The following is a 25,657-nucleotide window of genomic DNA, read 5'->3' as shown; positions in this document are numbered from 1 at the left end:
CCTCGGAGTGGGAGGGCGGGGTTCCGGCGGGTCCGGTGCAGGGCTCGGCGCGGGCTCGGAGGGGCCCGGGAAGCAAAGTAGACGCAACGTTGCGTTGCGATTGGAAGGTAGCACTGGACGCAACGTTGCGTCCAGGTTCAATGCGAAGTCCGGTCGCGCCCGGCGTGGGTTGGCTCCCGGGGTCGCGCAGGACGGCCACTCGCTACCGGTCCGCGACGCCCAGACGCTCCGGCGCGGGCGCGCCGCGACGGAGTCCCGCACCCGCTGGTGGCGGGCGCGGTGGCGTTCGGCCACGACGGCGGGGCCGGACCGGCCGTGCCCGCCAGGCTCCGCACCTGCGGCGCGCTGTGCGACGACCCGCTGTCGCGCTGCCCGCCCCGGCCGTCGAACCGGTCGAGCGGTCGGTCCGTCCGGTGCCCGGGCCGGCCGCGTACGGCGGCCGGTTCCGCATCTTTCCGGGATGCTGCGGGGGCGCCCTGCCGAGCGGCCCGGCCGGGCCGCCGGTCAGCGCTCCGGTCGGGGCCCGTTCCCGGCCTCAGCCCCGGTCCGGCAGGTCGATCCGCTCGGTCCGGTAGGCCCCGATCACCTCGATCCCCTTGGTGCCCGTGATGCCGTCCAACGGCAGGGACTCCGTGTACGAGGCGGTCGCGGGGAGCCCGATGCCGGGCAGTGCGCCGACCACCTCGATGCCCCAGTACTCCGGCCGGGCGATGAAGGTCAGGGGCGACAGGCGGACCGTCATGTTCAGGTACGGCTTGGTCCCGCTGACGACGAGGATGAAGGTGCCCGGGACGATCCCCGGGACGGCCTTCGCCTCGTCGAAGTCGATCAGGCGCACGGACTCCGACGCCGGCTGATTCGTGAAGTTCTCCGCCATGGTGAGCCCTTTCGTCACCGCGATGCCCTCAGGCCTTCCGACGAAGCACGCTAGCTGACGGTCGATCACGAACGGTGCCTGCCACGCGCCGTGCGACCGGGCCGCGGCGCTCGACACCCGGGTGGCGGATCGGCCGGGGTGGCGCTTGCCGGAGCGGAACGGGCGGCGGGGCGGGGGCCGGCTCAGAGTTCCTTGATCAGCCGGTAGTGGCCCGGGCCCCACCGGTATCCGAGGGACGAATTGACGGCGATCATCGGGCGGTTGGCCGCCTCGACCTCGGTGTGGGCGGTCCGCACGCGCTGGGCGGCGAGGCGGTGGGTGGCGAAGGTCTTGAGGGCCCGGGCCAGCCCGCGTCGCCGCCAGGGCCGCAGGACGCCGGTGTAGTCGACGTGGCAGGTGTGCGGATCGTCGGTGGTGCGGGCGGCGCTCACGCCGACGATCCGCCCCGCGCACTCGGCGGTGAACACCCAGTCGGGGCGGCAGCCTTCGCCGGTCACCGCCTCGGCGTACCAGCGGTCGAAGTCGGGCAGTGCGTCGGCGAAGCCCGGGTTGTCCGGCAGCGTCTCGAGGTAGAGCCGGTAGAGCTGGAGGGCCGGCTGCGGGGCGATGGTGGTGGCGAGCGTGCCGAACCGGATGCCGGGCGGCGGTGTGGCCGGGCGGACGGCGTCCAGGCGGGCGGTCGCGGTGCGGACGTGGGCGTCGACCTGGTGGCCGCGGGCGGTGAGCAGGCGGAGCAAGGCCTTTCCGTGGTCGGGCAGTTCGCCGAGTAGTCGGCGGGCGCCGGCGCCCCGGGCCCAGCCTTCCAGTGCGTCCGTCAGTGGCAGGAGCCGCTCGGGCGGCAGGCCCGCCGAGCCGACGACCAGGGAGGCGATGTCCCCGGGCGGAGTCCACGGTGCCCGCCAGGCGGTGGCGTAGGCGAGGAGTTCTCCGTCGGGGTCGGCGGTCACCAGTCGGATCCGACCGAAACCGGTGACCGGCTTGCCGGATGCGGCGTAGAGGCTGCCGCGCGAGGGCAGTTCGGCGTCCTGGGCGCGCAGTGTCGCCGGGGTGACCGGTCGCAGTGTGGTGGCGGACAGCAGCCGGGCCAGCGGCGGGTAGTCGGTGGAGGGCTGGAATGGACGAGGAGTCACAATGTGACATTGTACTAGGCTGTGTGGCGACTCCATAAGAGGAGCGGCGACTCCATAAGAGGAACTGCGCGCCTGCCGGGATCTCGACGCCGTTGGGCCGAGTGCGGCGAGTGTCGAGGGGTGTGCACGCGCCCGTTGTGATGAGCTGAGGGCTGTCGTGCTTCCCGGCCTTCCCGCGCGGCAGCCGTTCTCGGTCCTCTTGAACCGCCCTCCTGAGTGGAGACGCTCGTGCGCAGTCGTGTCGGAGTCGGGTTGCTGGCCCTGCTCCTGGGATCCGTCGCCGTCACGGGCTGTTCCTCGGCCCCGGCGCCCGCCGCCACATCGGCCGCTCCGTCGTCGTCGGCGTCCGGCCCTTCCTCGGACGCCGCGTCCGCCACCGCGTCCGGGGCCTCGCCGTCGCCCGGCCCCGCTCCCTTGGTGGCCGTCCGGGCGACGGTCACCGAGGAGCTGGCGGCGCCCTGGGGCCTGGTGGTGTTGCCCGACGGCGACCTGCTGGTCTCCGAGCGGGACAGCGGCCGGATCCTCCGGGTCGCGGCGAAGGACGGCGCCCGCACCGAGGCCGGCACCGTCCCCGGCGTGGTCTCCGGTGACGAGGGCGGGCTGCTGGGCCTCGCCCTGTCGCCCCGCTACGGGGACGACCACCTGGTGTACGCCTACCTCAGCACCGACACGGACAATCGCATCGTCCGGCTGACGTACGACCCGGCACGGCCCGCGACCGAGCAACTCGGCGCACCCGAAGTCCTCCTGTCGGGCATTCCGCACGGCCCCCGGCACAACGGCGGCCGGATCGCCTTCGGCCCCGACGGCCTGCTCTACGCGGGTACCGGCGACAGCAGCAACACCGCGCTCGCCCAGGACGAGGGCTCGCTCGGCGGCAAGGTCCTGCGGCTCACCCCGGACGGCGCCCCCGCGCCGGGCAACCCCTTCCCCGGCTCACCCGTGTACTCCTACGGCCACCGTAATGTGCAGGGGCTCACCTGGGATCCCCAAGGGCGGCTCTGGGCCTCGGAGTTCGGCCAGGACACCTGGGACGAGCTGAACCTGATCCGGGCCGGCGGCAACTACGGGTGGCCGGTGGTCGAGGGCATCGGGAACCGGCCCGACCTCATCGACCCGGTGGCCCAGTGGCACACCTCCGAGGCGTCTCCGAGCGGCATCGCGTACGCCGACGGCGCGGTCTGGATCGCCGCGCTGCGCGGCACCCGGCTCTGGCGCGTCCCGCTCGACGGCGACCGGGCGGCCGGCGCCCCGCAGGCGTTCCTCACCGACGCCCAGGGCCGTCTGCGCACCGTGGTCGCCGACCGGGACGGCACGCTGCTGCTGGTCACCAACAACACCGACGGGCGCGGGGACTCCCGTTCCGGCGACGACCGGATCCTGCGCCTCACCATTTCGTAGCCGGGGGCCGGGAGCCGCGGTCGGTACCGTCGTCCCGGCCCTCCGCCGTCTCCCGTTCAACCGGTCGGCCGCCCGGCTGCCCGTTCGCCGGCCTGGGCCGGTTCACCCGACCGACGAACCGTGCTTCCCGTGCGGGAGTTGGGCCGCCGCCGTTCCGCCCGGCGGCGGTGGCCGCCGCGCATCCCTGCTGATCGTTCACTCGTTCGATAGGTTTGAAGGTGCTCGGTCGCAGCAGCGGCCCCCTGACGGACGCGTTGTCAGTGTGTCCCGTTACGTTCCTCCCATCGCAGACCAGCAGCTGGGAGGAGAGCGGCCGTGACGTGGGTGGAAGCGGGGACGGGCGGCTATCAAGTCGCGCTCGACGACGAGGGCCGGGTGGTGTGCCGCAACGCGGCCGGCCGGCCCTTGAAGTCCCTTCCGTCGAAGCTGAACGACGACCCGGTGGTCACCGGGCTCAAGCAGCTCACCGAGTGGCTCGCCGCGCACCGGCGGCGCTGCCAGGAGGACGTCGAGCGGTGGATGGTGCGCTCGCTGCCCGTGCCCGCCGCGGTCGTCGTCGCGGTCTGGCCCGACGAGGCCTGGCAGGACGTCCTGCGCGACCTGGTGGTCACCGGGGCCGGCGGCGAGGTCGCCGGGTTCCTGCGCGGCGCCGACGCCGAGCGCGGGCTCGGCCTGGTCGACCTCGACGGGGACACCGTGCGCCTCACCGACGGCGAGATCCGGATACCCCACCCCGTCCTCCTGGAGGGCTTGGACGAGCTGCGCGAGTTCGCCGTCGAGCTCGGGGTCTCCCAGCAGGTGCAGCAGCTGTACCGGGAGGTCTGGCACCGCCCGGCGCAGGCCGCGCCCGGCACCGAGGTCACCGCCTACTCCGGCGGTCGCTACAAGGAGTTGCGCGAGCTGCTCGGCCGCTGCGCCCGACTCGGCTACCGGGTGCGCGGCGGTCACGCCGTGCTGCCCGTCGTCGAGGACGGCCTCGCCCTGGAGGCCCGTGTCTGGGTCGGGGACTACTACGAGTACGACGCGTGCGAGACCGGCGCCCTCAGCTGGGCGGGCCCGGACGGCAAGGTCCTGCCGCTGGCCGAGGTCGGGCCGGTCGCCTGGTCCGAGGGCATGCGGATGGCCGCCGCGCTGCACGCCGGCCGCACGATCGAAGGGGAGGAGCCCGCATGAGCACCACCGCACTGCACGAGCGCCTGCTGGACGCCGGAGCGGTCCTCCCGGCGGGTACGCTGCCCGACGCCGGGCGGCCCGACAGCGCCGCGGACGTCCTGACCGCCCGCAGCTACGCCCACCCCGCGCTCGACGGGCGCCGCGTCGTCCGGCTCGTCCCGGGCGCGCTCGGGCCCGCCGAGGACCTCGCGGTCGACTTCCTCGGGCTGAAGCCCGCCGAGGAGCCGGCCGAGGTCGGCCAGGTGCGCCAGGAGGCGCTGGGCTTCCCCGCCTGGGCGCTGGTCCACGACCCGGCGAACGGCCACCACGCGCTCGCCCTGGTCAAAGAGATGGAGCGGCTCGCCCGGCAGGCCAAGTCCAAGCCCGGCCACGCCAAGGACGGCTTCGAGGCGCTCGCCGTGCGTCTCGGCCGCGCCGTGCCGCACTTCCTGCCGACCTACTGCGAGGAGGTCGGCCGGATCTTCGTCGAACAGGGCAACCAGAGCTACGCCGGCACCTTCTTCGGCAAGGCCCGCGAGGCCGAGCGCACCCACAGCCTCGCCGTGGACGAGGAGCGGCTGCGCGCCGTCTTCCTGGAGTTCGCGCTGGCCGGCGCGCTCACCGTCAAGGCGCTGCGCCAGTACGTCAAGGAGCTGAGCGGTCGGCTCGACCCGCTGACCGCCTGGCAGCGCTTCCGCCAGCTCTGCACCGAGCGTTCGGCCGCCGGGATGGCCCCCTACGCCGGGGTCGCCGAGGACGCCCGCGCCCTGATCCGGGCCGCCGGGCTGGACCGCACCGAGCACGAGCAGGCCCTGCTCGCCGAGTTGCTCGCCTCACCCGCCGTCAACCGGGCACCCGGCGCATTCTGGAAGTCCTGGCACGGCGCCGTCGTCGAGCTCGGCCGGCGGGACGAGAGTGTCCGCGCCCGGCTGCTGGAGATCCTGCCCGACCCGGCCGGCGTCTCCGACCAGAGCGCCCAGGACGCCTCCTGGCTCGCCGTCCTCGCCGAGAGCGGCGCCGAGCAGTTGCTGACCGGCCTGCCCGCCGTGGGCGCGGCAGGGCAGGGCGCCGACACCCAGGGCGCCGACACCCCGGGAGCCGCGGCCGCCGGCGCCGAGCCGGCCGCCGTCTGGCTGCAGCGCTGGGTGGGCCACCTCGGCCGGGGCTGGCGCAACCGCGGCCTCAGCACCGAGACCGTCGCCCTGGCCGCCCGGATGACCGAGCGGCTGCGCGCCGACGGCGTTCCGGTGGACCTCTTCACCGGAGTGCGGCGCAGCCCCACCCAGATCGAGCTGCTGGACCTCCTGCTCGCCGAGGGCGTCCCGGTCGCCGACCCGGCCGACGGGTACGGCCTCGACCTCGACGACTGGGTCCGGGCGTCCGGCCCCGACGGCCGGACCCTCGCCGCCGTCGCCGCCGATCCGCGGCTGCGCCCCGCGCTGCGCGCTGCCGTGCCCAACAGCTGGTCGGCCGCCGCGCTCAAGCAGCTGCCCGCTCTCCCGGTGCTGCGCGAGCTGTTCGTCGAGTGGTCCGACGCGCGGGCCGACGAACTCCTCGCCGCCCGCGGCCTGGCGAGCGCCGCCGCCCTGCTGGGGCAGCTGCGCGGCAGTCGCACCGCGATCCGCGCCGAGAACCCGGCCGCCGCCGAGCGGATCGCCGGTCTCGACGTCACCGGCCTGCTCGCCCGCACCCTGCGGGCCGGCATCCTCGACGAGCTCGGCTGGCCCGCGCTGGAGGAGGCACTCGGCAGGGTGGGCATCGAGCCGGGCGCCGCGCCCGGTGGTCCGGGCGGCAAGGAACTGCCCGAGGGCCTCGCCATCGAGGACGCCTGGCCCCAGCTGATCCTGGTCCACCGGGGCCAGGCCGTGGTGGTCGGCCCGCAGGGCATCCTGCTGGAGCACGCCCTGCGCATCCCCGACAAGCTGGAGCACTGGCAGCGACCCCGGTTGCGCTTCGTCGACGGCGAGCTGCTGGTCGCCTGGTACCGGGAGGGCAAGCAGTACGCCTACTGGTCCGGCCGCCCCGCCGAGACCTTCGAGCTCGGCGGCGAGACCGTCGTCCGCTACTACGGCGGCAGGAACGATCCGGACTCCCCGTCCCTCCCGCTGCCCGGCGGCGGCCGGACCACCGGCGAGCGCCCGCTGCACGCCGGTGATACCCGGATGCCCGCCGAGTACCAGGTGATCGGCGACGGCACCGGCCACTGGACGGTCCGTCACGGCCAGTCCGGCGCCGCCCTCACCGAGCTGGACCCGGTCACCGGGACCTTGGGTCGCGTCGCCGAACCGCCCCGGATCGCCGCCACCGCGGCCGCCGGCCGGCTCGACGTCGACCGCACCCGGCTGCTGCCGATGCAGCCCGGCCTGGAGGCCACCCCGCTCGGCACCGACGGCGCCGCGCTCGGCAGCTGGGTCCGGGTCGACGGGGTGCGGGTCACCACCGGCACCGCCGACGGGTCCACCCTCGTCCTCACTGGCCGGGGCCGGCACGCCGAGCAGTTCCCGGTCGGCCGGCTCGGTCTGCCCGGCGGCGCCCACCCGCTGGTCGTCGAGGCGCGCGGCGGCGGCCTCGGCCTCGCCCTGCCCGACGCGGACGGCACCGGCGGCGACACCACCACCGACCTCCGCAGCTGCCGGCCCGGCGGGCTGGAGGCCGCCGGTACCGCGCTCGTCCCCCCGCTCGTCCACTGGCACGCCCTGCGGCCGCGCGACGAAGCGGGCTCGCACGTCCTGCGCGGCCTGACCGAGCAGCAGGCCGCCCGGCTGATCGACGCCGCCTGGCCGGTGGACGTCGAACCGGTCGCCGAGGGCGAGCAGCGCTGGCTCGTCGTCCAGGGGTCGCGACGCCTGCTCGCGGGCGGCAAGGCCGCCCGGCGCACCGTGCCCGTCGAGGCGGTGGGCGCGGTCCTGCCCGGCGTCGACCACCCGCTGCTGCGGGCCGGCGTCGCCGGGCTCGCCCGGGCCGCCGCCGACCTGCTCGACCGGGCCTCCCGCTTCGTCCCGCAACCCGAGGCCGAGGCCCGCCCCAAGGCCGGCACCGCCCGGACGGGCCCCGCCTACCGGCCCGAGCACGGACGCGACCAGGACCTGCGCGAGGCGGTGGACATCCTGCTGCCTGGTGTCGGGGGCTTCGGCCGCTCCTGGGAGCGCGACGACCAGTGGCGGGTGCTCGGCAACCTGCGCACCGTCCTCGCCGTCCTCGCCGACCCGCCGGCAGCGCCGCAGGGCGCCGACGGCTGGTCCACCCCGCTCCAGGTCGAGCTGGAGGGGGACGACAACCACCACGGCTGGCTGCACGTCCTCGGGCGCCTCGGCACCCTCGCCTACGCCGCGGCCGCGCCGCTCACCGGCGCGGCCGAGCGGTCGGCGCTCGCCCTGCTGCTCACCGAGCTCACCCGCGGGCCGCTCGCCGACCGCGGCGCCACCCTGCGCGAGATCACCCTCACCGAGCCGCTCGGCACCTTCGTCGACCCCGACGGCACCGAACGCAAGCACCAGCCGCGGGCCGGTCAGGTCCTGCGGCACGGGGGCCGCACCGTGGTCGTCCTCGGCTGCCGCCACCACCGCGACGACCGGGTGCACTGGCTCGCCGTCGACCACGATCCGAGCGGTGCCTTCGGGCCGGTCGCCCACTTCGGCACCGCCGAGGAGCGCACCACCGAGGAGGCCGTCACCGCCGACTGGACGGCGCGGTTCACCACCCTGCTCGCCCTGCACGGCGGCTTCACCCGGGAGCCCGGGCAGGCCACCGCGTTCGGCGGGCGGACCGGCATCGGTGCCACCCGCGCCGCCCTGCTGCTCAGCCCCACGGGCACCCTCTTCCAGTGGTACGGAAACGGGCTCCCCGCCGATCGGCTCAAGGAGTACGGCCTCAAGTCGGCCGAGGCCCGGGCCGCCCGCGACTGGCTGCGCGGCCGCGACCGGACCGGCCTCGCCGCCGTCTGGACCGCCCTGCTGCCCGCCGACCCGAAGGCCCTCTGGACCGAGGGGCCGGACATCGCCGCAGGGGCCGAGCGGTGGACGGAGCGCTTCGGAAAGCTCGTCACCCTGCCCGAGGACGCCCAGGCCACCGTCAGCGGCGTCGGCATCGACCACATCGAGGAGGTCCTCAACCCCGCCCGGACGCCCTGGCTCAGCCGCACCACCGGCTACCGGGTGCGCGCCGACGAGGACGGCGGGCCGGTGCGCCTGCTCGCCGACGACCCGGACGCCCTGCCCGGCAACGCCGGCCTGGGCGGGGCCGTCGACGCCCTGCGCTGGCTCGCCTACCACCTGCCCGCCGACGGCCCGCTGCGCCCGCTGCTGCCCCGGGCCGTCGCCGCGCTGCGTGGCCGGCTCGCCGACCCGGGGCTGTTGCTGGGCTACGACCTGCACCGCACCGCCAAGAACGAGAAGCTGGCGCCGCTGCTGCGCACCCGCTACGGTCTGCCGGCCGAGGGCGGTGCCGACGCCGACGGCCTGGTCCGCTGCGGGGACGCCCTCGTCCTCGCCCCCGGATACGGCGACGACGAGCACGCCTGGCTGCGTCCGGCCGGGCTCACCGGCGGCGACGACCCGCTGCTGGAGCTGCTGGACGGGCTCTGCGCCGACTACTGGTTCGGGAGCCAGCGGCCCGCGCTGGCGGCGATCCTGGGCGGCGAGCTGGAGCGCCTGGTGACGCCGGTGGAGCTCGGGTCCGACCAGGCGCCGGCCGGTGCCGGAGGGCTGGCCCGCTGGGCGCAGAACCCGCAGCTCAGCGTGGGCCCGCTGGTCGCCGAGGTGGCCGCCGCCCGCGGCCTCGGCGCGGACGCCGCCGCGCTCTACCTCCAACTGCTGGCCCTGCCCGATCCGACGGACCGCAACGTCGCCCGCTGGACGGGCTGGAAGCCCGCCCGGCTGAAGCAGGCCCGGGCCGAACTCGCCGCCACCGACCTGGTGCTGGAGGCCAAGCGGGCCCGGGCCGGCCGCAGTCTCTTCCTGCCCGGCGGCTGGCAGGAGGCCAAGGCCCCCGGCCTGCCGGCGGAGACCTGGAAGGCCGGTCTGTACGAACTGCCCACCCACCACGCCGTCCTGCCGCACCTGTCCGTCCCGGAGCTGTTCGCCCGGGCCTGGCAGCGGGTCGGTGACGGGGACGCCCCCGGTTACGAAGAGCTCCGCACCAGCAAGCGCAGGAAGGCCCGCCGATGAGCACCGCCGTGAAGGACCAGCCCGCCGATTCCACGGCCCGGCAGACCGTCCCGCCCGAGGAGAAGTACGCCGCCGAACTGGAGTTCCTGGCGGCCTACGACTCCGGCCCGCGCCCGCCCGGCTGGCGGCTCACCCCGCGCGCCGTGGTCACCTTCGTGATGGGCAGTGAGGGCGAGAAGCTCAAGGCCGGGCGGAGGAGCCTGGCCGTCGAGCAGAAGTTCGTCGGCGAGCGGGCGCTGGTCGAGCGCTGTGTCGTCACCCTCGCCGGGGAGCGCGGCCTGCTGCTCGTCGGCGAGCCCGGCACCGCCAAGTCGATGCTCTCCGAACTGCTCGCCGCCGCTGTCTGCGGCACCAGCGCGCTCACCGTCCAGGGCACCGCCGGTACCACCGAGGACCAGCTCAAGTACGGCTGGAACTACGCCCTGCTGCTGGCCAAGGGGCCCAGCCGGGAGGCCCTGGTGCCCTCGCCGGTGCTCACCGCGATGACCACCGGCGCGGTCGCCCGGGTCGAGGAGGTCACCCGCTGCCTGCCCGAGGTGCAGGACGCGCTGGTCTCGCTGCTCTCCGAACGGCGCATCGCCGTGCCCGAGTTGGCGGGCAGCCCGGACGGCCAGCTGCACGCCGCCGCGGGTTTCACCCTGATCGCCACCGCCAACCTGCGGGACAAGGGCGTCAGCGAGATGTCCGCCGCCCTCAAGCGGCGGTTCAACTTCGAGACGGTCGGTCCGATCGCCAGCCTGGCCGCCGAGGTCGAGCTGGTCCGCCGTCAGTCCACCGCGGCCGTCGCCCGGGCCGGTGCCGCGTACGCGGTGGACGACGCGGTGCTGGAGGCACTCGTCACCGCCTTCCGGGACCTGCGCACCGGCCGTTCCACCGAGGGCTGGGACGTCGAGCGGCCGTCCACCGTGATGAGCACCGCCGAAGCGGTCTCGGTGGCCACCGCGCTGGGCGTCTGCGCCGCCTACCTGTCCGACGGCGGTGATCTCCTCGGGCGGCTGCCCGGTCAGCTGATCGGCGTCGTCCGCAAGGACGACCCGGCCGACGCCGCCCGGCTGCTCGGCTACTGGGACGGCCCGGTCCGCCGCCGTGCCGAACAGGGCGCCGCCACCTGGCGCATGCTCTGGGACCAGCGTTCGGCCCTGGAGGCGTGAGGCGATGACGCGGAGCAGCGCGGTGATGCCCGGCGGTGCCGCACCGGGCGGGGCGGTGTCCGGCGGGTCCGGCGCCGGGGGAGCGCACCCCGGCGCGCCCCGGAGTTCGAAGACGGACCCCGGGTCCGGGGACCACGGAGGCCACGGCGACCACGGCGACCACGGCGACCCGCGCGGGGTCGTCGAGGCGGAGGCGGCGCGGCTGGCCGCCTCGGGGGCCGGCCGGCCCGGGGCGTACCTGATCGGCGTCCGGCACCATGCGCCGTCGCTCAGCGCGGTGGTGCCCGCGCTGCTCGCCGCGGCCCGGCCCGAGGTGGTGCTGGTCGAACTGCCCGCCGAGTTCCAGCCCTGGCTGGGCTGGTTGGCCGATGAGTCCACCACGGCGCCGGTCGCCCTCGCCGCCGCTCCCGGCCGGTCGGAGGACGGCGCCGGGGAGGGGGCCGCCGAGCTCGCCTTCTACCCGTTCGCCGACTTCTCGCCGGAGCTGGCCGCGCTGCGGTGGGCCCGCCGCAACGGCGTGCCGGCCCTCGCGTGCGACCTGCCGCTCGCCCTGCGGGCCTCGGCCCGCCGCCCGCCCGAGGCCGGTCATCCGGCCGGGCGCCCGGCGGCGGGCGGCCGCCCCGGCGTCGCCGACGCGCTGCGCCACCGGCTCACCGGGCGGGACGACGAGGACCTCTGGGACCGCCTGGTCGAGACGGCCGCCCCCGGGTCCACCCCGGAGGCCGTCCGCCGGGCCGCGCTGCTGGTCGGCTGGGCGATGCGCCGCGATGCGGCGGAGACCGACGGCATCGACCCGTACGACCTGCGGCGCGAGGCCTGGATGCGCTCGCGCATCAGGGCCGCCGCGGCCGACGGACGCCGGGTCGCCGTCGTCGTCGGGGCGTTCCACGCGCCCGCACTGCTCGACGACGCGGACGTGGACGCGGCTGCCCTGGGCCCTGCTCCCGAGGGCGAGGGCGAGAACGGGTACGCGGCGGCGGACGGCGGCCACGTCGTCTCGTTGATCCCCTACACCTACCCGCTGCTCGACGCCCGCTCCGGCTACCCGGCGGGCATTCGCGACCCCGAGTGGCAGCACACGGTGCTCGACGCGGGCGGTGATCCGGAGCGGCTCGCCGACGCGCTGACCGGCACCGCGGTGCGCATCTGCCAGGCGCTGCGCGCCCAGGACCACCCCTCCGGCCCGGCCGACGCCCGCGAGATCGTCCGGCTCGCGGGGGACCTCGCGCGGCTGCGCGGGCTGGCCGCCCCGGGCCGGGGCGAGCTGGTCGAGGCGGTGCAGACCGTCCTCGCCCAGGGGGAGCCGTTCGGCCGGGGCAGGGCCGTCGCCCGCGCGCTGGAGCGCGTCCTGGTCGGCACCCGGACCGGCCGGGCCGCGCCCGGCGCCCCGCGCAGCGGCCTAGCGCCGGCCGTCGAGGCGGCCCTCACCGAACTCGGCCTCCCTGGCCCGGGCGACACCGCCGAGGCCGCCCCGCGAGAACTGCGGCTGGACCCACTGCGCTCACCTCTCGACCGCCGCCGCGACCTGCTCCTGCACCGCCTCACCGTCTGCGGCGTCCCGTACGGCGAATCGGTGGCCGGGGTGGGAGCGGGCGGCACCGAGACGCTCGGCGCCCGCTGGCGGGTGCGGTGGACCCCGACCGTCGCCGCCATGCTGACGATCGCCGGCACCCGCGGCGTCACCCCGGTCCAGGCGGCCGAGGGCGCGCTGCGGGAACGGCTGCGCCGCGAGCAGCAGGTGGACGGCCCCACCGCCCGTGAGGTGCTCCAGGGCCTCGCCGACGCCGCCGCCTGCGGGCTGCCCGCGCTCGCCGACACCCGCCTCGCCCAGCTCACCACCGTCCTCCCGCAGTCGGGCACGCTCCCCGAACTCCTGGACGCCCTGGCCCTGCTGGACCGTCTCGCCGCCGGTCACATCCCCGGCCTGGCGCCCGAGGTCGCGCGGGCCGAGTCCGACGAGGGGAGCGAGGAGCGGACGGACGGCCCGTCGGATCCCGCCAGGTCCGGCAGTGAGGCTGTTGCGGCTCTGCCCGGGGACCGGCTCGACGCGCTGCTGGCGGCGGGCGAGTCGCTGACCGAGGCGGCGGTGCGCCAACTGGAGGGGCTGGGCGGGTCGGACGATCCCGCCGACGCCCGGGCCCTGGTGGAGCTGGCCCGCCGGGCCGACCTGTCCGGTGGAGTGCGCCTCGGCCACACGCTGACCGAACTCGCCGACCGCGGGAGCCCGTTGGTCCGGGGAGCGGCCGGGGCGGTGCGGGTGCTGCTCGGGCAGGACAGTCCGACGGCGTTCGGCGACCGCGCGGCCTCCTGGGTCGACGGGGCCACCGACGCGGGTACCCGGCAGGCCCTCGGCCGCTCGCTGGTCGGCCTGCTGACGGCGGCCGAGGGGCTCTTCGCCACCGCCCCCGAGGTGCTCGAACCGGTGCTGGAGCGGGTCACCGCCCTGCCGGACACCGCTTTCCTGGACCGGCTGCCCGCGCTGCGCGGCGGCTTCGACACCCTCGCCCCGGCTGCTCGCGACCGGCTGCTGACGCTGGTCGAGGAGCGTCTCGGCAGTCGCCTGCACGCCCTGCCGGACACGGTCGCGCCTGAGCTGCTCGCCGACTGGGCCCGCGCGGACCTCGCCGCCCGCGCTGCCCTGGAGCGGCGCGGTCTGCTCCCGAAGCCGCTCGCCCGGCCGACGGTCGTACCGGAGCACCCCGTCCGGCCCGGCCCCGAGACGGCCGGCCCGGGACGGTTCACTCCCGCGTCCGTCGCGTCCGTCGCGTCCCTCGCGCCCGCCGCGCACGCGCTCGCGCCCGCCGAGCGCTGGCGACTGCTGCTCGGCCGGCCGGGCAACGGCGGCTTCGGCGGGCGGGGCTCCCGGCTCGCCACCGCGCTCGACGAGCTGTACGGCACCGGGCACGGCGAGGGATCCGGCCCCGGCCTGGACGGGCGGGGCGGCGCCGGCGGCAACCGGGGCGGCCGCGAGGCACCCTACCCGGGGGTCCGCGAGTGGTCCGAGGAGCTGACCGCGCTGTTCGGTCCGGGCATCCGCGAGGAGGTGCTCGCCGCCGCCGTGGGCCGGGGTCGGACCGACGCACTGGACGCGATCGACCCGGGCGCCGTCCGCCCGTCCGTCGACCTGCTCCGCACCGTGCTGGAGCACGCCGGCGGCCTGCCCGAGGCGCGGATCGCCGGGCTGCGCCCGCTGGTGCGGCGACTGGTGGACGAACTCACCCGCGAGCTGGCGACCAGGCTCCGCCCGGCGCTCACCGGGATCAGCGTGCCGCGTCCGAGCCGGCGGCCCGGCGGCGGGCTGGACCTCGACCGGACGATCCGGGCCAATCTCGCCACCGCCCGCCCGGCCCGCCCGGGCGAGCCGGGAGCCGGCACGGTGATCGTCCCCGAGCGTCCGGTCTTCCGGAGCAGGGCCCGCCGGGCGGCCGACTGGCGGCTGATCCTGGTGGTCGACGTGTCCGGGTCGATGGAGTCGTCCACGGTCTGGGCGGCGCTGACCGCCTCGATCCTGGCCGGGGTGCCGTCGTTGAGCACCCACTTCGTCGCCTTCTCCACCGAGGTCGTCGATCTGACCGAGCGGGTGGAGGACCCGCTGGGTCTGCTCCTGGAGGTACGGATCGGCGGCGGCACCCACATCGCCACCGGGTTGAAGTACGCCCGGGAGCTGGTGACGGTGCCCTCCCGGACGCTGGTCGCGGTGATCAGCGACTTCGAGGAGGGCGGCCCGATCGGCGGGCTGCTGACGCAGACCCGCGCGCTGGTCGACTCCGGCTGCCACCTGCTCGGCTGTGCCGCGCTGGACGACAGCGGGACGGCGCGCTACTCGAAGGCGGTCGCGGGCCAGCTGGTCGCGGCCGGGATGCCCGTGGCGGCGCTGAGCCCGCTCGAACTGGCCCGCTGGGTGGGGGAGAAGGTCCGATGACAGAGCAGCAGAGTCCGCCGTCCGGCGCGGCCTGGCCGGCCGTCCGCCCGGAGGTGGTCGCCGAGGTGGTGGCGGGCCTGTCGGCCCGTCTGCAGAAGCGCCTGGACGGAGCGGCCGCCAAGCTGGCGCAGCGGCCGGTGCAGCGGTCCGGCGACGAGTGGCGGATCGAGGTGGACGAGGAGACGGCGCTCGTCCTGCACGCGCCGGGCGGAGTGGTCCGGGTCCCGGCCGACGTCCGCTGCGGCTGCCTGCTGGCGCCGGCCTGCGTGCACCGGGCGGCGGCGGTCACGGTCTGCCGTCTCGCCGACGCGGGCACCGAACCGGCCCCGGACCCAGGCACCGGACCGGGCCCCGACACAGGCCCGGAACGGGAACCGGAACCGCCCGCCGCCGCTGACAGCACCCCTGAAGCCGGCTCGGGCACCGCCGCGGACACCGCCCCCGACGCCCGCGCCGCCGGCCCGCTCACCCCGGCCGAGCAGGCCGCCGTCCGCCACCTGCACCGCGCCGCGGCGGCCGTCCTGGCGGCGGGGGTGGGTGGAGCCGGCGCCGTGCTCCAGGCGGAGCTGCTGCGCGCCGCCCACCGAGCCCGGCTCGCCGGGCTCCACCGGCCGGCCGCTGCGGCGGTCGCCGTGGTGACCCAGGTCCGGGCGGCTCGTTCGGGCGAGCCGGACCACCGGCTCGCCGCCCTGGTCGCCGGCCTGCGCGAGCTGCTCGACCTGACCACGGCCCTGACCACGGCCGCCCCGACGCCGGCCGCCCCGACCGCTGGGCGCGGTGACCTCGCCGTGCTGCGCGGCACCGCCCGCCAGACCTATCGCGAGGCGGGCGGGCTGCGGCTGTACGGGCTGTTCGCCGAACCGGTCCTGACCGCCACCCACGCCGGAGTGCTGACCTGGGTGGTGGATGCCACCGGTCGGCTGAGCACCGTCGCGGAGGTCATGCCGCACGCCGACCCGACGACCGCCGCACCGCAGGCGGTCGGGGCCGGGAACCGGGCGGTCCGGCTGGGTGACGCGCTGCTCAGCCATCGCGAGTTCACCCGGGCCGGGCTGGCCGTCCAGGGGGCGACGCGGTCCGCCACCGGCCGGCTCGGCGCGGGCAGCTCGGTCCGGGCGGTCCGGGCCTCGGGTGCGGCGTGGACGGCCGAGCCGGTCGCCGGGCTCTGGGCGGAGCCCCCGGCCGCCCAGGTGGAGCGGGCGCTGACAGCGGCGGCGCTGCCGTACGAGACCCGGCCGGCCGGGAGCGATCTGTTGTTCCTGGACGTCACCCTGCTCGGCGCAGCCCCGTACGGGCCGGGCGGCGCGTCGCAGCTGCTCGCCGACTGCGCGGGGCTGGTGGTCGCGCTGCACGCGGCACACGACCACCCCGGACTGGCGTACCGGGGCAACCTGGCGTTGCTCGCCACCGCGCCGGGCCTGCGGCTGCGGGTGATCGGCCGGCTGGAGCGTGCCGAGCGCCCGGAGCTGCGGCTGCTCGCGGTGGGCGCGCCGCCCGCCGGGCCGGAGCCGGGTGACCCGGCCCTCGCTCTGCCCGCGGACCGGGCGGCACGGGTCAATCTGGGTCTGGAGCGGCTGCAGACCGCCGATCTCACCCTCGGCGCCCCCACCCCTCCGGCCGGCCCGGACGCCCTCACCGGCCCGGACACTCTCACCGGCCCGGGCGGGCCCGCTGCTCCGGTCCACCTGCTGGGCCGCCGGGTCGAGCAGGCGGTGACCGGCGGGCGGCAGGGGCTCGCACTCGGCGCCGGCCGGGCGGACACCGGCCGGGCGGAGCTGCGTGCGGCGGGCCTGGCCACGGGGGCCGCCCTGCTGGACGCGCTCCGCGCGGCGGCGGCGGACCACCCCCGGGACGTGTTCGGCCGGATCGTGGCGGACGACCACGCCGCGTTCACCACCGCATGGCTGGCAGCGGCCTGCTACGGGGAGGAGCTGGCCTCGGCACTCTGCGCGGAGGGTTGGCAACGCCGGGATCAGGTCAAGGCTGGGTCATAAGAAAGTATTTGCACAGGCAGGTAAAACGCGTCGAATGGCATACTGGGGGGACGGGAAAACGTTCGACCGGTCGTAACACCGTCGACCGGGGCCGGACAAGCGACCGGCCGGTCCACCGACCGGCCACGGGGTCCGGCCCGGGGCCGAGCCCGAGTTCGCGTACGAGCTCGGGCCGGGGTCCGGGCCGGGACAGGGAAGAGAAGGGCGAGCCATGGGTATCCACGACGATGCCGCCGAGATCCGCGCCTGCGGCTGGCGTACGCTCGCCGCTCTGCACGGCCTGATCGACGCCGCGCTGGAGAAGGCGCTCCAGAGCGAGCACCAGCTTTCGGTGGTCGAGTACACGGTGCTGGACGCACTCTCGCGGCAGGACGGCTGGCACATGCGGATGCAGCAGCTGGCCCGGGCGGCAGCCCTCAGCAGCAGTGCGACCACCCGTCTGGTGACGCGTCTGGAGGACCGGGGCCTGCTCAGCCGCTTCCTCTGCGTGGACGACCGGCGCGGCATCTACACCGAGCTGACCCCGCAGGGCCGCCAGCTGCTCCAGGCCGCCCGACCGGTGCACGACGCCACCCTGGAGGCGACGCTCGCGAAGGCCACCGAGACCCCGGAACTGGCCCCGCTGGTCCAGGCCCTGGAGGAGCTCAAGCTCACTCCGGCCGCCCCGGCCGCGTCCACGGTGCCGGCCGCCGTCTAACCCCGAGGCCGGCTCCCGGCACCGGCCCCCGACCACTGTCGCGGTTACCCGGACAGCCGGCCACTGTCCGGGCCCTCACCGTCGACCGGCGAGGGCCTCCCGGTGGACCTGGTCGAGCAGCGTGAGCGGCAGCTCCTTGCCGGAGCTCCGCTCGCGGACGCCGGAAGAGGACGGCCGGGGCGGCGGGGTCCAGGTCCAAGGCCCGGCGGGCATCCCGCACGAACCAGAACCGGGGCCGGCAGGGCGTGCCGAAGAGGTGGGGCCGAGCCGACCATGGTCGATTTGCCGACGCCGAAGCCGCCGGCAGCGAGGATCTCGGCCGCCCCCGGCGCCAGGGTCCGGGTCGTCAATTCGGTTCTTGGGGAAGGGAGCTGGAAGCGCTCGCGCGGGCCGGCCCGCGTGGGAGCCGGGCGGGCGAGGGCGGGCCGACCGGTCAGATCCGGCGGACGCCCTCGATCACGGCCTGGAGCAGTGAGACGTCCGGCGCCTCGGCGAGTCGAACGGGCGCCCGGGTGAGGATCAGGCGGGCCTCCGACAGGTCGTCCAGCAGCACCTTGACCACGCTCACCGGCAGGTCCAGGCCGACTGCGATCTCGGCGACGGCCAGCGGGCGTTCGCGGCAGAGGTCGATGATCGCGGCCGGTTCGGGCGACAGCCGGGTGGTGTCCGTGCGCGGGTCGGCGGTGACCACCAGGGTGATCAGTGCGAAACCGTCACGGACCGGGCCGGTGCGGCCGTTGGTGATGGCATAGGGCCGGACCAGATGGCCGGCGTCCTGGTCGAAGAACGAGACCTCCCCGGCGCCGGCGGTCACGCGCCGCCGCCCGCGTCGACCGGGCCGGCATCGCTGCGCGGCGTCGCGGAGAGGTACTGGCCGACCTGCCTGACCAGCATGGTGGTCTCGACGGCCATCGGCCCGGCGGGTCGCCTCATCACGGCTGTTCCTTGGCTGCGGGAGGTGCGGGAGGTACGGGAGGCGTGGCGGGAGCGGTGGCCGGGCAGGCGTCCGGGGACACCGTGGCGGCCGGCGCGTGTGCCGCGCGCAACTGCTCGGCGAGACTGGCGTTGCGCACCCGCCGGGGGAGCACGGGCGGAGTGCGCGGGAGGCCGTCCGGACCGTGGTCCGAGCAGACCTGCGGGACCCGCTCCTGGGCGGGCGTTACGGGGTCGGCCGGCTGACCCCTCACCACGCCGTCCCACGGCTCACCCTGCGGGCCTCCGTACGGCGGGCCTTCGAACCGCCGACCTTCGGCCGTGCCCCCGACGACAGCACCACCGACGACGGCGCCACCGTCAGCCGGGACACTGCCACCCGGGACACCGTCACCCGGGACAGCGCCGCCCGGGAACCCGGTCGGGGGCTCGTCCGCCGGGTTCCCGTACCGCCGGGGCGGCGCGGAGCGGGGGACGACCACCGCACCGGGCAGCCCGGGGATCGGCGAGCCCACCGGCAGGTCACAGGCGGCGGGGCCGCCGTCACCCCGGTCGCCGCCCTCCCGGTACCGGGCCGGCGGCTCCCCGAGGACCACCCGGCCATCGTCCTCCCCCGCAGTACCTCCTGCACTACCTCCCGCACCGGCCGCCGCCGGATCCGGCGCGATACCGGTCGCCCCGGCGCCCGGCCGCCCGCCGAGAGCCCCCGGGGGCTCCCCGCCGCCCCCGCCCGGTCCGCCCGGCCCGCCGCCCCCGTCCGGTCCACCCGGCCCGCTGCCCCCGCCGTCCCGGTCCCGGTCGGCCTCCGCCACCGGCGTCCGGGTCACCCGGGCGCCGGACGGCAGACCCGCCACGGACGGGGCCTGCTCCGCCTGCTCCAGCAGCACCGACGGCACCAGCACGACGGCCCGCGTCCCGCCGTAGGGGGAGGACCGCAGCGTGACCCGGATGTGGTGCCGGGTGGCCAGCCTGGCCACCACGAAGAGGCCGAGCCGCAGGTCGTCGCCGAGCGCGGAGACGTCCAACTCGGGCGGGTCGGCCAGATACGCGTTGAGCCGCTCGTACTCCTCCGTGGTCATCCCGAGGCCCCGGTCCTCGACCTCCACGGCCAGCCCCCTGGGGACTTCCTGCGCGGAGACCTGCACCTTGCTGTAGGGCGGCGAGAAGGTGGTGCCGTTCTCGATCAGTTCGGCGATCAGGTGGATGACGTCGGCGACGGCGTGTCCGCCGAGCGAGGTGCGCGGGACTTCCTGGACGACCACCCGGGAGTAGTTCTCCGTCTCCGAGACGGCGCTGCGCAGCACGTTGACCATCGGGACGGCGTTGCGCCAGCGCCGGGCGGGGAGCGCGCCGCCGAGGATGACCAGGTTCTCGGCGTTGCGCCGCATCCGGGTCGCGAGGTGGTCGACGGCGAACAGCTCGCGCAGCAGCTCGGGGTCCTCGTGCTCGCGCTCCAGCGCGTCCAGCATGCTGATCTGGCGGTGGAGCAGGATCTGGGTGCGGCGGGCGATGTTGAGGAAGACCTTCTTCGTTCCTTCGCGGCCCTGGGCCTGGTGCACGATGGCGGTGAGGGAGGCGGTGCGGAGGGCGGCGAGGCCCTCGGCGGTCTGCTGGAGCTCGTCGCCGAGGCGCCGGGAGGGGCTCCAGGCGGGCGGCGGCGGGACGGACTCGCCGGCCCGGAGCCGGCCGACCACCTGGGGGATCTCGTGCTGGGCCAGCGAGAGGGTGTCGGCCCGCAGGCCGAGGAGCCGGGCGGACACCGTCCGGGCCAGCCGTACTCCGCGCGCCAGGCTCCAGAGCAGGACGACGCCGACGGCCGCGCTGACGCAGGCCAGGGCGGTCCGGTGGCCGGAGCCGAGCAGCAGGTGGACGGCGTAGCCCCAGGTGGCGGCGAGGCCGAGGCAGGGGACCAGCACGAGAACGAGGAGAGAGCGGCGGAGCGAGCCGGACCGGCCGGCGCGGTGGCCCGTGCGCGGGGCCGATATGCCTGGCATCTGATTCCTTGGTGCAGGGCCAACGGCGGGTTCGCTCGTGTGCGGTCCGACCGGGGTCTCGGAGCGCCACGGCCGGCGGTTCCAGGCGGGGGCCGGGCGAGGTGACGTGGTGTCACCGTGTCCGGGCGGGGTGCAGCACGGCCGCCGACGTCAGGCACGCTATCAGCCCCAGGAGGCCCTATCGCAATATCAACTGACGATACGTAAGCGGATGGTGACACGGTTTCGAGCCGATCCGACGGCCGTCTGGCAGCGGATCCCCGCTGGTCAGAAGGGTGGCCCCGATCGTCGGCGGCTTCCCGGGAGCCCGAGGGGAGGTCTCCGGAAAGCCGTCAGGAACAGGTCAAGTACGGGAAGTCCGAGGTGGGGCCGGAGGCCGGGCGTGGGCCGGCTCCGGGTGGCTCGGTAGCTTCCGAACGGTGGTTCAGCCCGCCAGCGGCATGTGCAGCAGGGCGGCGCCGGCCGCACGTGCGGCGTCGGCCTCCAGGCGGGCCTCCCGCTGGGCCAGTTCGGTCCAGGCCCAGCTGGTGAGGTCGGACAGCTCCGCCGACCACTGCTTGCCGTACGTGCCCGAGGCCACCTGGCCGAGCCGCAGCCGCTGGACGTCGGAGGTGCCGGCCGGCGGGTAGATGTGGGTGGCGTCCCGCAGGTAGCGCTCGATGTGGAACTCGGCCTGCAGGCCCCGGGCGGCGTGGATCTCCATCGCGTTCCGTGCGGAGTCCAGCGCGTACTCGGTGTTGATCAGCTTGGCGTTCATCAGCTCGGCGTCGCAGGGCCGACCGTGGTCCAGCTGGTGCGAGGCGTGGTACGCGGCCAGCTTGGCGGTCATCAGCCGGGACTGCATCTCGCCCAACTTGAGAGCGATGTTGGGAAGTTGGGAGAGCGGTTTGCCGTACAGCACCCGCCCCTCGGCGAACCGCACGGTGTCCTCCACGATCGCCGTGTGGATGCCGAGTGCGACGGCGGCCAGGTTCAGCCGGCCGTACAGGGTGGAGGAGGAGTAGGCGACGTCCAGGCCCTGGCTCTCCTCGCCCAGCCGGTTGGCGGCGGGGATCCGGCAGTCCTCGAAGACGATCTCGCCGAAGCTGAAGCCGTGCAGACCGCTCTGCGAGCCGAGGCTCCCGGTGCGAAAGCCCGGGCGGTCGCTCTCGACCAGGAACGCGGACAGGCCCCTGGTGCCCTCGCCGGTGCGGAGCACCACGCCGTGCACGTCGCCGATGTGGGAGTTGCCGACGAACCACTTGCGGCCGTTGAGCACGTACTCGTCGCCCTCGCGCCGCGCGGTGCCGGTCATGCCGAGCACATGACCGCCCGAGTCCGGCTCGGTGACGGCGATCGTCGGCAGCACCTCGCCGGAGGCGAACCGGGGCAGCCAGTAGCGGCGTTGGGTGTCGGAGCCGAAGTGGATGACCTTGGCGACGCCGAGCTGGGAGGCCTGTGCCATCGCGCCCATCGCGCCGCTGACCCGGGCCAGTTCCTCGACGATGACCGTCTTCGCGAGGTGGCCCAGACCGAGCCCGCCGAACGCCCGCGGGATGGTGGCGCCGATCCAGCCGCGGTGGGCGATCTCGCGGGAGAGCTCGACCTCGACCGTACGGTCGGCCTCCATTCTGGCCACCTGTGGACGCACTTCCTTCTCCGCGAACTCACGTACCTCCGCGCGCAGGCTCTCGTGTCGTTCGTCGGTGAAGTAGTCCATCGCCATGCTGGGTCCTCTCGATTCCGGGGTGGTCGTGCCTCCGTCCGTGCAGCCGATCCGCTCCGGCCGCCCAAGAGTGGGGGTTGATGAGATGGCGGCCGGTTGCTCCGATGCAGCCGGTGCGCGCGGAAGTGCGGGACGGGGATCCTGACGGACGCCGTCCGTATTTTCGGCAGGGCTCATTGTCGTATGGCGATCCGGACCTCTCCAGAGTCGATCTTGAATTGGCGCGAACGGATCCCCCGAGGGCGAGGAAGGATTGAAACGCACCGCAACGGGGGAATGATCGTTCCCCACTTTCCGCCCTGTCGGACGGTCGTCCACGTGCGGGTTTGACTGTCCATCAGCAACACAAGCCCGGGTGGGCCGGGAGCACCGATCGCGCCGGACGTCTGATTACATGTGCGCCATGACTGATGTGATGAGCACTCAAGGCCAGTTCCCGGGTGCCGCCGGTGAGTCCGAGCGGACCCGCAGGCTGCGCAGCCTGGGTCTCAACGAACCCACCGTGGACGAGGCCTTCGACCGCTTCGCTCACCTGGCCGCCAGCATCACCCGCGCCCCCATCGCGATGGTCAACTTCATCAACGACGAGCGGCAGATGTTCCGGGGGCTCTTCATTCCGCCAAACTCGGTTGACATCCCGGGCGACATCGGGTCCTCCTGGGCCGACCGGGGCATCGCCTTCGACCTCCCCACCCGGGAGATGCCGCTCAGCCACGGCTTCTGCCCGCACGTGGTGGCCCAGCGCTCCCCGCTGGCACTCGACGACATCCTCGCCTACCCCCGGTTCTCCGGGAATCCGGTTGTCGACGAGCTGGGGGTGCGCGCCTACCTCGGCGCCCCGCTGGTCGACGACACCAACACCGTCATCGGCACCGTCTGCGTCCTCGACCGTGAACCCCGCCAGTGGGGCCGCGAGCGGCTGCGCGACATCCAGCACCTCGCCGAGGCACTGCTCTCCGAGATCCGGCTGCGCGACCACCTGGTCGCCCAGCAGCAGGAGATGTTCGCGGCCTTCGACGGATCGCCGTTCCCGATCATGCTCACCCACGGTCCCGACCGGGACATCCGCTACGTCAACCCGCAGCACGCCGAGGTCTTCGGCGCGGCGACGTACGGCTCGATCGACCAGGCCTACCCGCAGCTCGCCGAGGCCGGGCTGGCGCAGGTGGTCGCCGAGGCCTACCACACCGGTCGGGCCACCGTCCTGAACGACGTCCGTTTCCGGACCACCCGGCCGGACGCCCAGCGGATCCACCAGATCTTCAGCTTCACCTGCACCCCGCAGCGGGTCGTGCGCACCGGCGAGGTGAGCGGCGTCCTCGTCGTCGGCATGGACGTCACCGCGCAGTCCCGTACCGAGGAGGAGCTGGGAACGCTGGCCGCGCTGCTGGTCGACCGGCTCCAGCAGAGCGGTGCCGGCACCGGCCGCCAGGGTCTCGGCGCCGGGGAGACCGGACTGGTCCTCCCGGGCTGAGTCCGGACCCGCCCACCCGTCCCCCACTCCACGAACACGGCCATTGCCACGACCGAAGCCGCGTCCACGACCACTGCCGCCGCCGCGTCCACTGCCGCCGGCCCGGCTCGCCGCGACCGTCCCAGCCCCTGCTCCGCTCCGACCGACGGCCCGGCCACGACCGACGGCCCGGCCACGACCGACGGCCCGTCCACGACCGACGGCCCGTCCGCCGACGCCCCGTCCGCCGACCTCGTGTCCACCGACCCCGCCACCGTGGTGGGGCGCCTCTCACCCCCGAGGAGAGGCTCCCCGCCACGGTGCCTCTGAGGGGTCGCCCCGACCGTCGCCCCGCCGTCGTCGCAGCCGTCGCCCCGGCCCGCTGCCACCCGCCCCGGCCGCCGCGCGGGTGAACCGGCCGCTCCCGCACCCCGGCCGGGCGCCGAAGGCCGGCCGTCGATGGTAGGCATGGGCCGCATGGAGTGGTTCGCCGGCTGGTTCGCCGCACCCGAGTACGGGCCGAGCCGATTCCTCGTGCAACGGCTGCTGGCCGCCGTCTACCTGACCGGATTCGTGGCCGCCGCCGCCCAGTTCCGGGCCCTGATCGGTGCCGAGGGCATGCTGCCGGTGCCCCGCTTCACCGCGCGGGTGCCGTTCCGCCGGGCGCCGAGCCTGTTCCACCTCCACTACAGCGACCGGTTCTTCGCCGCCGTCGCCGCGACCGGCGTCGTGCTCTCCGCCGCCCTGGTGGCCGGGCTGGGCGACGCGGTCCCGCTCTGGGCGTCGATGCTGCTGTGGGCGGTGCTCTGGGCGCTCTACCTGTCCATCGTCAACGTCGGCCAGACCTGGTACTCCTTCGGCTGGGAGTCCCTGTTGCTGGAAGCCGGCTTCCTCGCCGCCTTCCTGGGCAACGAGGACATCGCCCCGCCCCTCCCGGTGCTCTGGCTGATGCGCTGGCTGGTCTTCCGGGTCGAGTTCGGCGCCGGGCTGATCAAGCTGCGCGGCGACCGCTGCTGGCGCGACCTGACCTGTCTGCGCTACCACCACGAGACCCAGCCGATGCCCGGACCGCTCAGCTGGTTCTTCCACCACCTGCCCGCGCCGCTGCACCGGGTCGAGGTCGCCGCCAACCACGTCACCCAGCTCGTGGTGCCGGTCGGCCTCTTCCTCCCGCAGCCCGTCGCCACCTACGCGGCCGCTGTCATCGTCGTGACCCAGCTGTGGCTGGTCGCCTCCGGCAACTTCGCCTGGCTGAACTGGCTCACCATCGCGCTCGCCCTCGCCGCCGTCGACCCGGCCCGGCTCGGCCTGCCCGTCCACCCCCGGGCCTACCACGGCACCCCCGGCTGGTTCGAGGGCCTGGCGATGGCGCTGACCCTCGCCGTCGTCGGACTCAGCTACTGGCCGGTCCGGAACATGGTCTCCCGTGAACAGGTGATGAACCGATCCTTCAACCGGCTTCACCTGGTCAACACCTACGGTGCCTTCGGCAGCGTCAACCGGATCCGCCAGGAGGTGGTGATCGAGGGCACCGACGAGCCCACCGTCACCCGGCAGACCGTCTGGCACGAGTACGGGTTCAAGGGCAAGCCCGGCGACGTGCGCCGTCTTCCGCGCCAGTACGCTCCCTACCACCTGCGGCTGGACTGGCTGATGTGGTTCGCCGCCATCTCACCCGCCTACGCCCGGCCCTGGTTCCTGCCATTCGTCGCCCGGCTGTTGGCGAACGACCCGGCCACGCTGCGGATGCTGCGCCACAACCCCTTCCCGGACGCCCCGCCGACCCACGTCCGGGCGACGCTCCACCGCTACCGTTTCACCGACTGGCGCGAACTGCGGACCACCGGCGCGTGGTGGCACCGGACCGCGCAGCACGAGTACCTTGCGCCGGTCAGCCTTGACACCCTCACTCGTTCCGGTTACCGGCCGCCCCTCGGCCGCCGCAGCCGTTCGGTGCCGCTGGACGGGCTGCGACGCCGACCGGGTCACCCGCCCGGCCCCGCGCCGCAGCACCCGCCCGGCCCTCCCGAGTAGCGGCCGGGCGGGCGGTGTGGCACGCCACAACGGCCCGTCGGGCGGTGGG

The 25,657-nt window shown here is 75.4% G+C and carries 16 protein-coding genes; 9 read left to right on the top strand and 7 right to left on the bottom strand.

The window, feature by feature from the left end:
* Positions 1-535: 535 nt before the first annotated feature.
* Together AB0J08_RS12335 and AB0J08_RS12330 are read right to left on the bottom strand one after the other, a co-directional pair.
* On the bottom strand, positions 536-877 hold the full coding sequence (locus AB0J08_RS12335; RefSeq protein ID WP_360631195.1) for a hypothetical protein: 342 nt from the start codon (positions 875-877) through the stop codon (positions 536-538).
* Positions 878-1,059: 182 nt separating this feature from the next.
* Positions 1,060-2,007 (bottom strand): GNAT family N-acetyltransferase, encoded by a 948-nt coding sequence (locus tag AB0J08_RS12330; protein WP_360631192.1) that lies wholly within the window; start codon positions 2,005-2,007, stop codon positions 1,060-1,062.
* Between the two features lie 228 nt (positions 2,008-2,235).
* Here AB0J08_RS12330 and AB0J08_RS12325 point away from each other — a divergent pair, with 228 nt between their 5' ends.
* The 7 genes from AB0J08_RS12325 to AB0J08_RS12295 all read left to right on the top strand — a co-directional run bounded on the left by AB0J08_RS12325 (position 2,236) and on the right by AB0J08_RS12295 (position 17,489).
* The gene (locus tag AB0J08_RS12325; RefSeq protein ID WP_360631190.1) at positions 2,236-3,408 is read left to right on the top strand and encodes a PQQ-dependent sugar dehydrogenase; all 1,173 of its coding nucleotides are present in this window, start codon (positions 2,236-2,238) and stop codon (positions 3,406-3,408) included.
* A 315-nt stretch (positions 3,409-3,723) separates the two neighbouring features.
* Complete coding sequence (locus tag AB0J08_RS12320) at positions 3,724-4,581, top strand: DUF4132 domain-containing protein (RefSeq protein ID WP_360631187.1); 858 nt, start codon at positions 3,724-3,726, stop codon at positions 4,579-4,581.
* The gene (locus tag AB0J08_RS12315) at positions 4,578-9,725 is read left to right on the top strand and encodes a hypothetical protein (RefSeq protein WP_360631184.1); all 5,148 of its coding nucleotides are present in this window, start codon (positions 4,578-4,580) and stop codon (positions 9,723-9,725) included. Before AB0J08_RS12320 ends, AB0J08_RS12315 begins: the two co-directional genes overlap by 4 nt.
* Positions 9,722-10,876 (top strand): AAA family ATPase, encoded by a 1,155-nt coding sequence (locus AB0J08_RS12310; protein WP_360631181.1) that lies wholly within the window; start codon positions 9,722-9,724, stop codon positions 10,874-10,876. Before AB0J08_RS12315 ends, AB0J08_RS12310 begins: the two co-directional genes overlap by 4 nt.
* Before the next feature lie 4 nt (positions 10,877-10,880).
* Positions 10,881-14,798, top strand: coding sequence for a DUF5682 family protein (locus tag AB0J08_RS12305; protein WP_360631177.1), 3,918 nt, complete (start codon positions 10,881-10,883; stop codon positions 14,796-14,798).
* Complete coding sequence (locus tag AB0J08_RS12300) at positions 14,795-16,792, top strand: hypothetical protein (protein WP_360631174.1); 1,998 nt, start codon at positions 14,795-14,797, stop codon at positions 16,790-16,792. The genes AB0J08_RS12305 and AB0J08_RS12300 overlap by 4 nt, the downstream gene beginning before the upstream one ends.
* A 211-nt stretch (positions 16,793-17,003) precedes the next feature.
* Positions 17,004-17,489, top strand: coding sequence for a MarR family transcriptional regulator (locus tag AB0J08_RS12295; protein WP_360631171.1), 486 nt, complete (start codon positions 17,004-17,006; stop codon positions 17,487-17,489).
* 75 nt (positions 17,490-17,564) lie between these two features.
* Here AB0J08_RS12295 and AB0J08_RS12290 read toward each other — a convergent pair whose 3' ends face one another.
* The 5 genes from AB0J08_RS12290 to AB0J08_RS12270 all read right to left on the bottom strand — a co-directional run bounded on the left by AB0J08_RS12290 (position 17,565) and on the right by AB0J08_RS12270 (position 22,115).
* Positions 17,565-17,702, bottom strand: a complete 138-nt coding sequence (locus tag AB0J08_RS12290) for a hypothetical protein (protein ID WP_360631168.1) — start codon at positions 17,700-17,702, stop codon at positions 17,565-17,567.
* 220 nt (positions 17,703-17,922) lie between these two features.
* Complete coding sequence (locus tag AB0J08_RS12285) at positions 17,923-18,303, bottom strand: DUF742 domain-containing protein (RefSeq protein ID WP_360631165.1); 381 nt, start codon at positions 18,301-18,303, stop codon at positions 17,923-17,925.
* Positions 18,300-18,422 (bottom strand): hypothetical protein, encoded by a 123-nt coding sequence (locus AB0J08_RS12280; RefSeq protein WP_360631162.1) that lies wholly within the window; start codon positions 18,420-18,422, stop codon positions 18,300-18,302. The genes AB0J08_RS12285 and AB0J08_RS12280 overlap by 4 nt, the downstream gene beginning before the upstream one ends.
* On the bottom strand, positions 18,422-20,416 hold the full coding sequence (locus tag AB0J08_RS12275; RefSeq protein ID WP_360631159.1) for an ATP-binding protein: 1,995 nt from the start codon (positions 20,414-20,416) through the stop codon (positions 18,422-18,424). The genes AB0J08_RS12280 and AB0J08_RS12275 overlap by 1 nt, the downstream gene beginning before the upstream one ends.
* A gap of 424 nt (positions 20,417-20,840) precedes the next feature.
* The gene (locus tag AB0J08_RS12270; RefSeq protein WP_360631346.1) at positions 20,841-22,115 is read right to left on the bottom strand and encodes an acyl-CoA dehydrogenase family protein; all 1,275 of its coding nucleotides are present in this window, start codon (positions 22,113-22,115) and stop codon (positions 20,841-20,843) included.
* Between the two features lie 409 nt (positions 22,116-22,524).
* On the opposite strand from AB0J08_RS12270, the gene AB0J08_RS12265 reads away from it, so the two are divergent.
* On the top strand, positions 22,525-23,595 hold the full coding sequence (locus AB0J08_RS12265; RefSeq protein ID WP_360631156.1) for a GAF domain-containing protein: 1,071 nt from the start codon (positions 22,525-22,527) through the stop codon (positions 23,593-23,595).
* A gap of 447 nt (positions 23,596-24,042) precedes the next feature.
* Positions 24,043-25,608 carry a lipase maturation factor family protein gene (locus tag AB0J08_RS12260; protein WP_360631153.1) on the top strand — a complete coding sequence of 522 codons (1,566 nt, stop codon included), beginning with the start codon at positions 24,043-24,045 and terminating at the stop codon, positions 25,606-25,608.
* Positions 25,609-25,657 lie beyond the last annotated feature (49 nt).

The organism is Kitasatospora sp. NPDC050463, assembly GCF_040655255.1.
Taxonomy (GTDB): domain Bacteria; phylum Actinomycetota; class Actinomycetes; order Streptomycetales; family Streptomycetaceae; genus Kitasatospora.
The sequence above is the reverse complement of the archived record's forward strand: the minus strand, read 5'-3'. Positions and strand labels throughout refer to the sequence as shown.

What these genes read in the sequence shown, in the direction of transcription:
- AB0J08_RS12335 (WP_360631195.1), bottom strand. Translation starts at nt 877, where the DNA reads ATGGCGGAGAACTTCACGAATCAGCCGGCGTCGGAGTCCGTGCGCCTG.
- AB0J08_RS12315 (WP_360631184.1), top strand. Translation starts at nt 4,578, where the DNA reads ATGAGCACCACCGCACTGCACGAGCGCCTGCTGGACGCCGGAGCGGTC.
- AB0J08_RS12310 (WP_360631181.1), top strand. Translation starts at nt 9,722, where the DNA reads ATGAGCACCGCCGTGAAGGACCAGCCCGCCGATTCCACGGCCCGGCAG.
- AB0J08_RS12305 (WP_360631177.1), top strand. Translation starts at nt 10,881, where the DNA reads ATGACGCGGAGCAGCGCGGTGATGCCCGGCGGTGCCGCACCGGGCGGG.
- AB0J08_RS12300 (WP_360631174.1), top strand. Translation starts at nt 14,795, where the DNA reads ATGACAGAGCAGCAGAGTCCGCCGTCCGGCGCGGCCTGGCCGGCCGTC.
- AB0J08_RS12295 (WP_360631171.1), top strand. Translation starts at nt 17,004, where the DNA reads ATGGGTATCCACGACGATGCCGCCGAGATCCGCGCCTGCGGCTGGCGT.
- AB0J08_RS12290 (WP_360631168.1), bottom strand. Translation starts at nt 17,702, where the DNA reads ATGCCCGCCGGGCCTTGGACCTGGACCCCGCCGCCCCGGCCGTCCTCT.
- AB0J08_RS12280 (WP_360631162.1), bottom strand. Translation starts at nt 18,422, where the DNA reads ATGAGGCGACCCGCCGGGCCGATGGCCGTCGAGACCACCATGCTGGTC.
- AB0J08_RS12275 (WP_360631159.1), bottom strand. Translation starts at nt 20,416, where the DNA reads ATGCCAGGCATATCGGCCCCGCGCACGGGCCACCGCGCCGGCCGGTCC.
- AB0J08_RS12270 (WP_360631346.1), bottom strand. Translation starts at nt 22,115, where the DNA reads ATGGACTACTTCACCGACGAACGACACGAGAGCCTGCGCGCGGAGGTA.
- AB0J08_RS12265 (WP_360631156.1), top strand. Translation starts at nt 22,525, where the DNA reads ATGACTGATGTGATGAGCACTCAAGGCCAGTTCCCGGGTGCCGCCGGT.
- AB0J08_RS12260 (WP_360631153.1), top strand. Translation starts at nt 24,043, where the DNA reads ATGGGCCGCATGGAGTGGTTCGCCGGCTGGTTCGCCGCACCCGAGTAC.